The sequence below is a fragment of the bacterium genome, from assembly GCA_016708315.1.
Classification (GTDB): Bacteria; Zixibacteria; MSB-5A5; order CAIYYT01; family CAIYYT01; genus JADJGC01.
In genome coordinates this window covers 292,930-305,664 of record JADJGC010000023.1, presented here as the reverse complement: position 1 = coordinate 305,664, position 12,735 = coordinate 292,930, and the positions used below count along the sequence as shown (strand labels likewise).

Genomic DNA, 12,735 nt, shown 5'->3' with positions numbered 1-12,735 from the left:
TAATGGCAGATTTCCAGGTAGGCGGACAAGCGGTAATTGAGGGCGTCATGATTCGTTCAGCGACGCATATCTCGACTGCAGTTCGCCGCGCCGATAATTCGATACTTGTCAAGACGACCGAGCACACGCCGCTGTCGAAGCGCTACAAGTTTTTTGCGCTGCCGATCATACGCGGATTTATCTCGTTGTTTGAGATGATGTGGATCGGAATCTCATCGCTGAATTTTTCGGCCGAAATTGCCGGACAAGATATTGATCTTCAAGAGGGCAAGGCGCCGGAAGAGATCAAGAAGACGAGTTCGATCATGCTGGCATTGAGCATTGTGTTTGCGCTGGGCATGGGTGTGGTGTTTTTCTTTTTCTTGCCGCTGTGGGTAGCCTCGTTGTTTGGACTGGGCAAGGACGCGCTGATGTTCAACGTTGTTGCCGGATCGGTGCGAGTGGTGTTTTTCCTCGGGTATGTCTCGTTGTTGACGCTGTTCAAAGATTTCCGGCGGATATTCGAGTACCACGGTGCAGAGCACAAGTCGATCTGGGCCTGGGAAATGAAAGATGATCTTACCGCGATTGCCGCAAAGAAGTACACGACTCTTCATCCGCGCTGCGGGACGTCGTTTATTCTGATCGTGGCGTTGTTTGCGATTTTGATTTTTGCGATATCGGATACGCTGTTCCAGGTGATTACCGGACAGCCGCCGAATTTGTTCGTTCGTTTTGCCCTGCATTTTTCGCTTCTGCCGATAGTCTCCGGCGGTTCATACGAACTGCTCAAGCTCTCCGGCAAGACGCGCGATAATAAGCTCACCAAGATATTGATCAAGCCGGGACTGTGGCTGCAACTGATTACGACCAAAGAGCCGAGTCTTGACCAGCTCGAGGTCGCGATTGTTGCGGTGAAAGCCTCGCTGCAAATGCCTCAAGATATAGAAGTCCGTGAATTCGCCGATGCTTGATCTCGTCAAATCATTCGAAGATAAACTCGATAAGCTTGCGATGGATTTGAGCGACCCGAAAGTGGCCGCCGATAACCAGCGTTTTCGCAAATTGTCACGCGAACACAAAGAAGTCGCGGAGATCGTCGCGGTTGGCCGCGAGTACCGCAAGCTGGTGCAGACGATTACGGAAGCGGACCGCATCATTACTGAGAACGCCGATTCTGATTTAGTCGAATTGGCGCAAGCTGAAAAGGAAGAAGCTGAGGCGCATCACGACGAAGTCGCCAAAAAGTTGAAGCTTCTTTTGTCACCGCGCGATCCGAACGACTCGAAGGATGTCATTTTGGAAATTCGTGCCGGTACCGGCGGCGACGAGGCGGCACTGTTTGCGGCTGATTTGTACCGAATGTATTCGCGTTATGCAGACAACAAAGGTTTGAAGATTGAGTTGCTTAGCTCGAATCCTACCGGTGGCGGCGGATTTAAGGAAGTGATTCTTGCCGTAAGCGGTGAGGATGTCTTTGCGCGTCTCAAGTTTGAATCGGGTGTGCACCGTGTTCAGCGCGTGCCGGCGACGGAAGCTTCGGGACGGATTCATACTTCAGCAGCGTCGGTGGCAGTACTGCCGGAAGCGGACGAAGTGGATATCGAGATCAATCCCAGCGAACTGCGAATCGATGTGTTCCGGTCATCGGGACCGGGTGGGCAGTCGGTCAATACTACAGATTCAGCTGTGCGAATTACACATCTGCCGACAAATACGGTGGTGAGTTGTCAGGATGAAAAGTCGCAATTGAAGAACAAGGTCAAAGCCCTCAAAGTGCTGCGTGCGCGTTTGCTTGACCGGGCAATTGCCGAGCAACAGGAGAAGATTGCCTCGGCGCGCAAGACGATGGTTGGTTCGGGTGACAGGTCGGCGAAGATTCGGACATACAATTTTCCACAGAGCCGGGTCACGGATCACCGCATCAATCTGACTTTACATAAGCTTAATGATATTTTAGCCGGCGATTTGGACGACTTGATCACGCCGCTGCAGGAGCAGGAGCAGGAGGAACGTCTCAAGAAAGCCGGCGAGTTGGCGGGGGTGAATTGAGCAGTGTTAAGACATTCCTTGCATTCATTCTGACGCTGCTGCTGTTCGCGGTCGCACCGCGCATCAATAAGAATACTTCCGACGCCGGCTACTACGACAATTCAGCCGGCGGTTTTATTTTAGACCACACTTCAGCCGGCAAATTCTCGCGCAGCAGCGACCCGAATATCGAGGTCTGGGCGACGGCGCCGAACGACTCCATCCAATTTAACCTGAATCTCTATTATCGAAGCGGCGGTGTTGGCGACTTCTCGCAATTAGCTTTGACTCGCAATCCCGAGACTTTGGATCGGTACTCTACCGAACTGCCGCGACTCGGACGAGGCGAGGTATACGAATATTTCGTAGAATTAACTTCGGTTGACGACACTTTGACACTGCGGCTTCCAAAGGAACTAAATTCGAACATCGCTTTGTTATTTGAGGGCCGACCGTCGTTGATTGTATGGGGCGCGCATGTCGGAGTCATGTTTATTGCTGCGATGTATGCATTCATGGCATTGTTCAATGTTTTCGGATTGCGCACATCGAACGAAAAGAGCCTGAAGAAACTCTCGCGCAAAGTGTTTATAACCGGTTTGTTGATGCTGTTGGGGACGGCGCTGATCGGGTTGTTTGTGTCGCATATCCGTTTCGGCTACTACTGGGGCGGGTGGCCGCTGGATGACAACCGAGCGCAAACATACATGGAATTGCTGATCCTCTATTGGCTGGGGTTAACTGTCGTGTTTCGCGGGACAATTTTCGGGTTCAAACCGGAGAAGAATTTTGTTTCGGTTCCGGGAGCCATTGCCTTGACGCTGGTCGGGGTTTTGTTTATGATAATTGTATATTTGGCAGGAGGACATTTCGTCGACATACCGATATGATCAAACTCGTCGAAGACATTGATGGTTGGCTGCGCAAGCTGACCAAGGGCAAATGTGAATACGCTGATCTGCGCGTACAACAGATCGAGATCGAACGCCTCGCATCTTCATCCCGCAAAATTGAACCGGTAGAAAAATCAGTAACGCTCGGCTTTGGCGTGCGTGTGCTCAAGGATGGATCGTGGGGTTTTGCGGCATCATCGCAGTTTGATGAGAAGGAATATGAGCGAATCGTCAAGTTGGCCATTGCCATTGCGGATGCTTCGCGCAAGGTGAATAAGAACCCGATTGACCTGGGGCAGTATCCGACGGCAAAGGGCGTATATGAAACGCCATTCACGAAGGATCCGTTTGTGATGCCGATTGCTGAGAAACTTGATCTGCTGGCGCACTGGGAAGATTTGATGCATGCGGATGCGGCAATTTCGGCGACGTCGGCATTTCTGGATTTCCGGCGCGAGACGAAGATGTTTCGTTCGACAGCGGGAAGCGACATCAAGCAAGTGTTGTTGCACACCGGAGCCGGTGTGACCTGCGGAATTGTCAAGGGCCGGCGCGAGCGATATGAACGCTCATTTCCGACAGCTTCGGGGCAGTTTGTCAGCGGCGGGTATGAACAGATTGCGACATTCAAGATCGAAGAGAATATTGGCAAAGTCGCAACACAGGCGATTGAGATGCAGACGGCGGCAGAGTGTCCGGACAAGGTGACGGATATTGTGCTCTCTCCGGATTTGGCCTCGCTACAGATTCATGAATCTATTGGACATCCGTTGGAATTGGACAGAGTGTTCGGTTCGGAGCGGAATTTTTCGGGGACGAGCTTCGCGACGACGGATCAATTGAATAAGCTCAAGTATGGGTCAGAAATTGTGAATGTTTATAGCGATCCGACCTTGCCGGGAGGATTGGCGACATACAAATATGATGACGACGGCGTTGAAGCCACACGGATGCCGCTGATCAAGGACGGATTGTTGGTGGGATATCTTAGTTCGTTGGAGACGGCGAAACGGATCAATGCAAAGTCATCGGCGGCGGCGCGAGCAGAAGGATGGGGCAATGTGCCGCTGGTGCGGATGACGAATCTAACGCTTGAACCGGGCGACAAGAAATTCGCCGACATGATCGCGGAGATCGAAGACGGTATCTATATCGAGGGTGTCGAGCAATGGTCGATTGATGACAATCGCGACAACTTCACGCTGGGAGGCGAAGTCGGCTGGGAAATCAAGGGTGGGAAGCTGGGTGCAATGGTTAAGTCGCCTTCGTATTCAGGTAATACAGTGCAATTTTGGAATAGCTGCGACTCGACGGGACACAAGGATGAATGGGTATTGTGGGGTACGCCGAATTGCGGCAAGGGCGAGCCGGGACAAAATGGAAGAACGGCGCAGGGTGCGGCTTACGTGCGGTTCCGGCAAGTGAAGGTGGGCGGATGATCAACAGAGACCAAACGCTGAGCAGTCTCAAGGCGGCACTGGCGGCATCGACGGCGGACCAGACGGAACTATGTTTGATCGGCGAAGACTTGAGCTTGACCAGATTTGCTGAATCACAAATACATCAGAATATGTATCGCGCCGACACGACGGTGTATGTGCGGGCGATTAAGAATAGAAAAGTTGGGATAACTTCGACAGGGGACCTGAGCGCACAGGCTTTGAAGCAGGCGGTAGTTAATGCCTGCACGATCGCTGAGCTGATGCCGGAAGACCCTGATTTTGAATCATTGCCGTCGCCGCAGGCAGCGCCGACGATTACAGCAAATGAAGCAGGCACGATCGAAAACACACCGCAGTTGAGGGCGGATGCAGTCGGCAAGATTGTTGATTTGTGCCGGAAGAGCAGTTTGCAGACAGCAGGCGCCTATCGCGTAACGACCGATACTGTGGCGGTCGTAAACTCGCTCGGCATAGAGCAGTTTGGGACCAGTTCGCGGTCGGAGCTGTCGTTGACGGCAAACGGCGAGAAGGGGAATGCCGGTTGGGCGATTGCGTATGCTCATGATGCGAAGAATATCGATGTAGAGAGAACTGCTAATCGTGCGATTGATAAAGCCGTGCGCTCGCTTGAGCCGATTTCGCTGGAGACTGGCGCTTACACGGTGATTCTCGAACCGGCGGCAGTCGGGCAGTTATTGTTGTTCCTGGCGTTTATGGGATTTGGAGCAAAGACACTTCACCAACAGCGCTCATTCATGGCGGGAAAAATCGGCGAAAAGATTACCGGCGACAACATCACCATCATCGAAGATCCATTGGCGCCGGAGTTTGCCGGGTTAGCATTTGACTATGAGGGTGTACCTCGCAAGCAGGTGACGTTGATCGAGAACGGAATCGCCAAGGGAGTCGTTTCAAATTCGTATTATGCGAGACTGCTTAAGAGCGAATCGACAGGACATGCACTGCCGCCGAATAATACCTACGGGCCGTATCCGAAGTATATGGCAATCAACGGCGGGAATTCAACGATCGACGAGATGGTGGCATCGACGAGTCGCGGAGTATATATCACGCACTTCTGGTATGTCAATTTCCTGAATCCGATGAAGACACAGGTGACCGGCACGACGCGCGATGGGACTTTCCTGATCGAAAACGGCAAGGTTGGCGCGGCGATCAAGAATATGCGCATCAACCAGTCGATACTTGAAGCGTACGCCAATGCCGAGATGATATCCAAAGCACGCGAGTTGTATCCACAATACTCGGTTGCGATGCTGGTACCGGCAATGAAGATCAACAACTTCAATCTGGAGACCACGGAGGGATAGATATGTATCGTCGCGAATTCATTCGAAACTCAAGCATGGTCATTGGAGCGGTTGTTGTCGGACTGCCGACTTTTGCGCAGGCATTTGAAGAGGAAGCGATCCAACACCACGAATCTCAAAGTCCGCGATTGATGGGACACAAGCGGTTTGGATGTGCGCGCGCACTCAATGACCCGGCAATTGCAATGAATTTGCCTGCTGACTTTCCAATTCACTTCGCTTAGTCTAAAAAATGGCGAGGATTCTCAGTGAACTGCTCGATGAGGGCGCGAGCCGTCTGCTTGCCGCCGGAATCGAGAATCCGCGATTGGCGGCTGAGTTGTTTCTTCGCTCAATTCTCAATCTTCGAAGACTCGATATCCACATTGACCCCAGGCGTGAAGTTGGTAACGAAGAGTGTGCATCCTTTGCAGAGATGGTAGAGCTCAAGGTAAATCGCGAACCATTGCAATACATCATTGGCGAGACGGAATGGTATGGGCTGATAATCAGATGCGACGGGCGGGCACTGATTCCCAGGCCGGAAACCGAGGTCGTACTTGAACGGGCGCTGGAGTTGATTCGATCGACGCCGAATCCACGGGTGGCGGACATAGGTACGGGAACAGGTTGTATCGCCATAGCTGTGGCCGCGAATCGATCTGATGCTATCGTTTATGCTACCGATCTGTCGAGCGGTGCTCTACAGTTGGCGGAAGAGAATATAGCGCTGCATAATCTGAGCGAGAGGATTGAGCTTCGGCAAGGAGACCTATTGTCACCGCTGCTAATCGAATCGCCAATGGATCTGATTATTGCGAATTTGCCGTATGTGCGAGAGTCGGAATGGCCGGAGCTCATGAGCGAGGTCCGCGATCATGAACCGCATAGCGCGTTGGTTTCCGGCGTGGATGGTCTCGATGCAATTCGGCAGTTGATTGCTGATACACCGGACTTGCTAACGTCGGGAGGATACTTGGTGATAGAATACGGTATCGACCACGACGCGGTGATTCGCGGCATTGTCGAAAAGGAAAGCGGGCTGAGGGTTCGCGAGACAATCATCGACTACAATCAGCGCCAGCGCGGAATGGTAATCGAGAAAGTATAGCAGATCAAAGTCGGGGCGAGATCAACGGCTGACAGTTGAATCGGAAGACGAATCAGGTTCCGCGGTAAGTGGAGTGCCGTAAGGGTACTGATTTAACTGCGTCTGCGGCGTCTTGTTAACGCCAACTCCGTGCTGATAGACAAGCTCACCGCCTTCGTGGCCGGCGATAACAGTAAACACAACGCCTAACAGCCCAACCGCAATTGCAGATGTAAGGTACTTGTCTGTCTGCTTGAGATGCGAGTACAACTTTATTCCAGCGAATGCCAGTGCGGTTGCTAAGACAAGATAGCCCATTGTCTCGTGGGATTCGAGGACAAACACGGCGGGTCCCTTTGTGACGAGGGTCTTGGCGAAGAGGCCGGTGACAACGGCAGCAAATGCCGAAATCGCAGCGGCGACGCCGTTGACCAATGCTGCGATTCCAAAGAGGCGCGATTTGAGGAAGTAAGCGAACAGCTCGCAGACTACCGCGATGATGAACAACGCAATCGGGAAGTGGACAATCAAGGGATGCGGATTAGGCAAGGGCGAACTCCGTTAATGAAAGCGCCTCAGGCGCAGAGCATTTGTTACGACAAAAATCGACGACAGCGACATTGCAGCGGCGGCGATGATCGGCGAGAGCTGGATACCGAATGCCGGGTACAGCGCGCCGGCTGCAACTGGAATCGTAATAACATTGTAGAAAAATGCCCAGAACAAATTCTGCTTGATGTTGCGGACAATTGCGCGTGCCAGGCGAATGACCTGCGGGACCTTGCGCAGGCCCGATCCGGTAAGTGTTACGGCAGCGGATTCGACTGCAATATCGCTTCCGGAAGAAAGGGCGATGCCGATATCTGCCGCGGCCAATGCCGGCGCATCGTTGATACCGTCGCCGACCATGCCGATGATCGCACCGCTCGATTTAGCCTCGGCAATGGCGTTGAGTTTCTGTTGTGGCAGAAGTTCGGCTTTGAAGTTGGTAATGCCGATTTCACGAGCGACAGACTGAGCTGAGTGCTGATTGTCGCCGGTGAGCATTGTTGCGGTGATGCCCAGCATTGAGAGTTCGTGAATGGCAGTCGAAGCGTCGGGTTTGATGGTGTCGGCAAGTGTGACGAATCCGGCGGCAGTGCCGTCGATAGCGACGAACATCAAACTACGACCGTGTGCGAGTTCAGGATCGACATCTGCGGCAAGAGCGGACAGGTCGATTTTACGATATTGGAAGAACTTGGCGGTACCGAGCAAGACTCTCTTGCCTTCGACAGTGCCTTCGGCTCCAGCTCCGGCGTAAGAGACGAAGTCTGACACGCTGGCGAATGCGACACCCTGCTCCTGTGCATATTCGACGACGGCTTTCGCCAATGGGTGTTCGGACTTGGATTCCACCGAAGCGACAAGGCGGAGAAGCGATTCCGAAGACTGCCTGATTCCGTGCATGTTAACAACACGGAAGGCGCCATTGGTGAGCGTTCCCGTCTTATCGAAGAACATTGTGGAGACCTTGCCGATTTGTTCTAATGAGTCGCCACTGCGGAAGAGAATTCCCATTCCGGCGCCGCGACCGATGCCAGCCTTGAGGGCAAAGACAAATCCTGCGCCGGCAAGTAGCCAGATCGCCAGCGTCACGACTGAAAGTCCGATCACGATAGGGACGAAGATTGAAGCGACCTTGTCGACAAGGCGTTGAATTTGCGGTTTGGCGGACAAGGCTTGACGCACCATGGCCGCGATCTTAGTGAGCCGCGATTCCGATTGGGCAGTCGTGACACGGAAGTCAAAACTGCCGGTGGTGTTGATTGTGCCACCGGTTACTTGATCGCCTGTTTGTTTGTCAACGGGAAGCGCTTCGCCGGTCAGCATTGATTCGTTGACCGAGCCGGTGCCCTCGATGATTTCGCCATCGGCGGCGATCCATTCACCGGGACGAACACGGACGATGTCGCCGATCTCGAGGTACTCGGAGCGCTTTTGTTTCTCTGTGCCATTGACAACAATGGTAGCTTCGTCGGGTCGCGCCTCAAGGAGTTTGCGAATCGCGGAACTGGAGCGCGAGCGGGCTTTGGCTTCAAGGAAGCGTCCGAGCAGGATCAGGGCGATGATCATAATTGCGGTATCGAAATAGAATTCGGAGTGGCCGCCGGTTGCAGGGAAAAGAGATGGCTTGAAAAGGACGACGACGCTGAAGAAATAGGCTGCCGACGTGCCGAGCGAGATGAGGGTATTCATGTCGGCGCTTTTGCGTTTGAGGGAGTGCCACAGTCCGAGATGGAAGCGTTTGCCACACCAGAAATAGACCGCCGTTGCGAGAACGAATTGAATGTGACCGGAAACTTCGGGGTCGATGTGGAAGAAATGGAAGTGTTCGCCGGCCATGATGAACATGGTGATTGCTACTGAAGCGAGGCTGAACAAGAGCGGCCAGCGCAGCTCGGCGACTTCGGAGTCAGTCGGATCAGAATCCTGGGTGCCCGTCATCGGCGATGGTTGCTGCGTAGCCGCTGCCGGCGAGGGCTGTGGTGATTTTTTCCTGCAATCGCTCGACGCCGAGGTGTTTGATCGTTCCGGAGCCGGTGGTGAGGTTGACGGCGGCATCGACAACGCCGTCGATTTCGAGCAGGTATTTCTCGATGTTGGCGACGCAGGAGGCGCAGTGCATGCCGGAGACGGACAGGTGCGTCACAGTGAGTTTGGCCGGATAGCCGCCTTTGTTCAAAGATTTGGCGACGGCAGCAACATCGAATCCGGAGCGCTGGTGCTCGATCGACGCCGAATTGGTGGCGAGATTGACGCTGACTTTAGTAACGCCAGGGACGGATTTGATAATCCCCTCGACCTTGGCGACACAACTGGCGCAGTGCATGCCGGTGACAGGAATTTCGGTCCGGTTAGGTTGGCCAGTTTTCATAGTAGCAGCCATAGTATCGCCTGTTCTTCACTCTTTCCCGGCACTACGTTACTTATGCCGACCTACAATGTCAACCAATGGATGACGGCGGAGTTCCAGACTTCGCCGATTGGCCTTGCTGAATGAGACGGACAGTCGGAAAAAGGTTACAGGGGAATTGCGATAAGATTGCATGCCTTGCAATGTAACGAGATTTGGGCTTCTTGCGTATATTTGTTCAGATTGAGTTTTCAAGACGTTCTAAAGGAGAAGGTGCAAATGGTGCAGAGCAAAGCCAAGTCGGTGAAGGAGTATTTGGCGGAACTACCGACTGACCGACGCAAGGAGATTGAGAAGGTTCGAAAGGTGATTCTTGCCAACTTGCCGAAGGGGTACGAGGAGGGAATGGACTTTGGGATGATTGTCTACTACATTCCTCTCTCTCGTTATCCGGATACATACAATAAGCATCCTTTGGGGGTTGCGGCACTGGCTGCGCAGAAGAATTACCTGTCAGTTTACCTCACTTGCGTTTATGGTGATGCCAAGTATCTGGAGTGGTTCAAAAAAGCGTTCGCGGCGGCTGGTAAGAAACTGGATATGGGAAAATCGTGCGTGCGCTTCAAGTCGGCCGATGACTTACCGCTCGAAGTTATAGGGGACGCGATAGCGAAAGTATCGGTAGATGAATTGATCAAGAACTACGAAAAGGTGCGTAAGCAACTGGCCGAAGGCAAACTCAAGAAGTAGAAACGGGGCGCGAGAGTCGCGCCCCGTGGTAATTGGCGAGTATCGGGCTATTCGTCCCAATCGACGTTGAGCTGTTTGCCGACATCCTCGAAGATGGCGGTGATTTTCTTCTCCATGGCGATGCGCTTTTTGAGCAGGTCACCCTTCTTGACAGTCTTGTCACGTAGCTGAATGTGGAAGCGCAGGCTTTGTGACGTACCGGAGGGGCGAATCGTCAGATGGCTGTAATAGTCGCCGAAGAAGAAGCGGATGCCTTCGTCAGGGAAACCAAAGGTGGATGGATCATCCTGATTAAAGCCCTTGGTGTAGCCGTGCTGGACATCGTACTTGCCTGTCTTGTAAACCTCGAATTTTGAAGAAGTCAATCCGGCAAACTTGACCTTGCCGCCATTTTTTATGCGGTCCATCATTTCTTCGGCCTTGTGGATGACCTTCATCTTGGTGGAGCGGCCTTCGATGCCTTCGTACTGGCCGAACACAGGCGCCGGACGATAGCCGGTGCGGATGAGGCCGATTGAGGGATCGAGATAGAGCTTCTCGTTGACCAGATCAAGAATTGATTTCTTCTGCGTCTTGGCGTAGGCGAGGACTTCAAGGAAGAGAATTGCCGCGAAGATACCGTCCTTGTCGCGGACGTGGCCGTCGGCGCCCATTGACATCGCATCCTTGGGCTTGCCGCCGAGAATGCTGAAGCCGTTCGACTGTTCGAGAGCGGCGAGATTAAAGGTCGAACTCGGGGTGAGTCCCTTGTAGTCGTAAATCGTCCAGTAAATATCTTTGGTGATCGGGTCGCCATCCCATACTCGTTGGACGGCGGTGGACAACTGCGCGAAGCCCACCCAGGTCTTGATCCAGGCAATGCCGTACTTCTCGCAAAGTAAGGTAATGACATCGGTGGTGGTATGCGACTGGACGAGGAAGAATTTGCTGAAGTCGGATTTGGCGTGTTTCATTTTCTCCATGCGGTACCAAAGCAGGATCGCCCAGGCAGTGTCGGCATCGAGCAGGACGTTGTCTTCGCCGTTGTAGATCGGACGCTGGCTCTTGGGGACGGGAACGACAACGCCGACGCGGTCGGCATCGGGGTCGGTGCCGATGAGAGCATCGAGCTTGCCGAACTGGTCCTTGCCGTATTCCTTGACAAACTCGGAGACAGCCTTGAGCGCGGCAAACTTATCGCCGGGATCAGGCTGTTGGTAGACCTTCTTGCCCTTGGGGCTTTTGAGATCGTCAAAGGCGGGGAACATGCCGTCGACCGGCTGCATCGATGAAATGCAGTCGAGCTTCTTGATGTCGAGCGACTTGATCAAACGGGGGACGGCATCGCGACCGGCGCCGTTGTAAGCGCAATAGCCGAGATGAATCTTCTTGGCTTCCTTCTTGAGGAGCTTCTTGTCGAGCAGGAACGAGGCGATTTGCTTCTCGTGCTGTTTGTGGATGTTGACCGGTTCGCCGACGTAGCTGTAGTAGTTGATGTCCTTGACGCGTTTGGCGCCGCCGAGGAAGACGAGCTGGTCGCCGTTGGCGGTGGCAAGATCGGCGCGGCGGATTTCGTCGAAGCCGGTTTTGCCGATGTAGTCATTCAGGATCATGCGGCGTTCGGCGACCGAGAATTGCGAGCCGTTGCCACAGGAAAGCTTGTAGCCATTGTAGCGGCGGTCGTTGTGACTCGCAGAAAGCAGGATGCCCATGTCGGCGTGCATCGTCGGGATCGCGAAGGTGACCTCGGGATAGGGGACGACATCGTCGAAGAGGTAGACCTTGAGGCCGTAGTCGATGAACAACTCGGCGATGATTTTGGCGAAGTCACGGCCGCGGATACGGCTGTCGAAGCCGATCACCAGCGACTTGAAGCCGCGCATTTTGGCAAATTTGGCGATGGCGGCGGATTTTTGCAGGAGGACGACATCGTTGATGGTGTTGGGACCGCGCAGGAACGGGGCGGCGATGCCCTCATCGCGCAGGAGCTCAAGCTCCCAGTCGGAGATGACGGCGCGGCCGCGGATACCGCCGGTGCCGAATTCGACCTCGGTGAAGAAGCATTCGTTGATATCGGGCCAGCGGTTGGCGAAGAGCGCGCTTAGGATACCGCGTTTGGCGTTGGGGGAGATGCGGTCGATATCGGGGGATTCCATCCAGCGGTTGAGGTTGGCGAAGACGCCGACATCAGAGATGGCTTTTTCATAGATGAGTTGATCGACGGTGCCGGAGTCGAACTGGGCTTTGAGGAAGCCGGAGATTTCGCGTTCGACATCGCCTTTGATCGATTGCCAGACAACAGATTCGTTCATTGTGTATCACTCCGTAAGTAATAGATCATCGTATCGTAGTCAGGTTGGCCCCC

At 53.6% G+C, this 12,735-nt stretch carries 12 protein-coding genes; 8 read left to right on the top strand and 4 right to left on the bottom strand.

Annotated elements, in window-relative coordinates; genetic code table 11:
- The first annotated feature begins 2 nt into the window (after positions 1-2).
- From IPH59_13630 to prmC, 7 genes are read left to right on the top strand one after another with little or no spacing between them, the layout of a single operon-like run.
- Entirely contained in the window at positions 3-953 is a 951-nt protein-coding gene (locus IPH59_13630) for a DUF1385 domain-containing protein (GenBank protein ID MBK7092740.1), read from the top strand.
- Positions 946-2,031 carry a peptide chain release factor 1 gene (gene prfA, locus IPH59_13625; GenBank protein ID MBK7092739.1) on the top strand — a complete coding sequence of 362 codons (1,086 nt, stop codon included), beginning with the start codon at positions 946-948 and terminating at the stop codon, positions 2,029-2,031. Before IPH59_13630 ends, prfA begins: the two co-directional genes overlap by 8 nt.
- On the top strand, positions 2,028-2,900 hold the full coding sequence (locus IPH59_13620; GenBank protein MBK7092738.1) for a hypothetical protein: 873 nt from the start codon (positions 2,028-2,030) through the stop codon (positions 2,898-2,900). Before prfA ends, IPH59_13620 begins: the two co-directional genes overlap by 4 nt.
- Positions 2,897-4,342: a TldD/PmbA family protein gene (locus IPH59_13615; protein MBK7092737.1), complete on the top strand. Its 1,446-nt coding sequence runs from the start codon at positions 2,897-2,899 to the stop codon at positions 4,340-4,342. Before IPH59_13620 ends, IPH59_13615 begins: the two co-directional genes overlap by 4 nt.
- Positions 4,339-5,676 (top strand): TldD/PmbA family protein, encoded by a 1,338-nt coding sequence (locus IPH59_13610; protein ID MBK7092736.1) that lies wholly within the window; start codon positions 4,339-4,341, stop codon positions 5,674-5,676. Before IPH59_13615 ends, IPH59_13610 begins: the two co-directional genes overlap by 4 nt.
- Before the next feature lie 2 nt (positions 5,677-5,678).
- Positions 5,679-5,900, top strand: a complete 222-nt coding sequence (locus IPH59_13605; GenBank protein MBK7092735.1) for a hypothetical protein — start codon at positions 5,679-5,681, stop codon at positions 5,898-5,900.
- Between the two features lie 8 nt (positions 5,901-5,908).
- Entirely contained in the window at positions 5,909-6,766 is an 858-nt protein-coding gene (gene prmC, locus IPH59_13600) for a peptide chain release factor N(5)-glutamine methyltransferase (protein MBK7092734.1), read from the top strand.
- A gap of 21 nt (positions 6,767-6,787) precedes the next feature.
- Here the strand turns inward: prmC and IPH59_13595 are convergent, their stop codons facing one another.
- Genes IPH59_13595 through IPH59_13585 form a run of 3 tightly spaced genes read right to left on the bottom strand, consistent with a single transcriptional unit; the run spans position 6,788 to position 9,674 of the window.
- Positions 6,788-7,294 (bottom strand): DUF2231 domain-containing protein, encoded by a 507-nt coding sequence (locus tag IPH59_13595; protein MBK7092733.1) that lies wholly within the window; start codon positions 7,292-7,294, stop codon positions 6,788-6,790.
- Positions 7,295-7,306: 12 nt separating this feature from the next.
- Positions 7,307-9,232: a copper-translocating P-type ATPase gene (locus IPH59_13590; GenBank protein ID MBK7092732.1), complete on the bottom strand. Its 1,926-nt coding sequence runs from the start codon at positions 9,230-9,232 to the stop codon at positions 7,307-7,309.
- Positions 9,210-9,674 (bottom strand): heavy-metal-associated domain-containing protein, encoded by a 465-nt coding sequence (locus tag IPH59_13585; GenBank protein ID MBK7092731.1) that lies wholly within the window; start codon positions 9,672-9,674, stop codon positions 9,210-9,212. The genes IPH59_13590 and IPH59_13585 overlap by 23 nt, the downstream gene beginning before the upstream one ends.
- Positions 9,675-9,920: 246 nt before the next feature.
- Between IPH59_13585 and IPH59_13580 the strand changes: the two genes are divergently transcribed.
- On the top strand, positions 9,921-10,391 hold the full coding sequence (locus IPH59_13580) for a DUF1801 domain-containing protein (protein ID MBK7092730.1): 471 nt from the start codon (positions 9,921-9,923) through the stop codon (positions 10,389-10,391).
- 47 nt (positions 10,392-10,438) lie between these two features.
- Here the strand turns inward: IPH59_13580 and IPH59_13575 are convergent, their stop codons facing one another.
- On the bottom strand, positions 10,439-12,682 hold the full coding sequence (locus IPH59_13575) for a hypothetical protein (protein ID MBK7092729.1): 2,244 nt from the start codon (positions 12,680-12,682) through the stop codon (positions 10,439-10,441).
- Positions 12,683-12,735: the final 53 nt, after the last annotated feature.

Excerpts from the sequence above, each read along its gene's own strand:
- IPH59_13630 (MBK7092740.1), top strand. The coding sequence starts at position 3 with ATGGCAGATTTCCAGGTAGGCGGACAAGCGGTAATTGAGGGCGTCATG.
- prfA (MBK7092739.1), top strand. The coding sequence starts at position 946 with ATGCTTGATCTCGTCAAATCATTCGAAGATAAACTCGATAAGCTTGCG.
- prmC (MBK7092734.1), top strand. The coding sequence starts at position 5,909 with ATGGCGAGGATTCTCAGTGAACTGCTCGATGAGGGCGCGAGCCGTCTG.
- IPH59_13610 (MBK7092736.1), top strand. The coding sequence starts at position 4,339 with ATGATCAACAGAGACCAAACGCTGAGCAGTCTCAAGGCGGCACTGGCG.
- IPH59_13615 (MBK7092737.1), top strand. The coding sequence starts at position 2,897 with ATGATCAAACTCGTCGAAGACATTGATGGTTGGCTGCGCAAGCTGACC.
- IPH59_13590 (MBK7092732.1), bottom strand. The coding sequence starts at position 9,232 with ATGACGGGCACCCAGGATTCTGATCCGACTGACTCCGAAGTCGCCGAG.
- IPH59_13585 (MBK7092731.1), bottom strand. The coding sequence starts at position 9,674 with ATGGCTGCTACTATGAAAACTGGCCAACCTAACCGGACCGAAATTCCT.
- IPH59_13580 (MBK7092730.1), top strand. The coding sequence starts at position 9,921 with ATGGTGCAGAGCAAAGCCAAGTCGGTGAAGGAGTATTTGGCGGAACTA.
- IPH59_13605 (MBK7092735.1), top strand. The coding sequence starts at position 5,679 with ATGTATCGTCGCGAATTCATTCGAAACTCAAGCATGGTCATTGGAGCG.
- IPH59_13575 (MBK7092729.1), bottom strand. The coding sequence starts at position 12,682 with ATGAACGAATCTGTTGTCTGGCAATCGATCAAAGGCGATGTCGAACGC.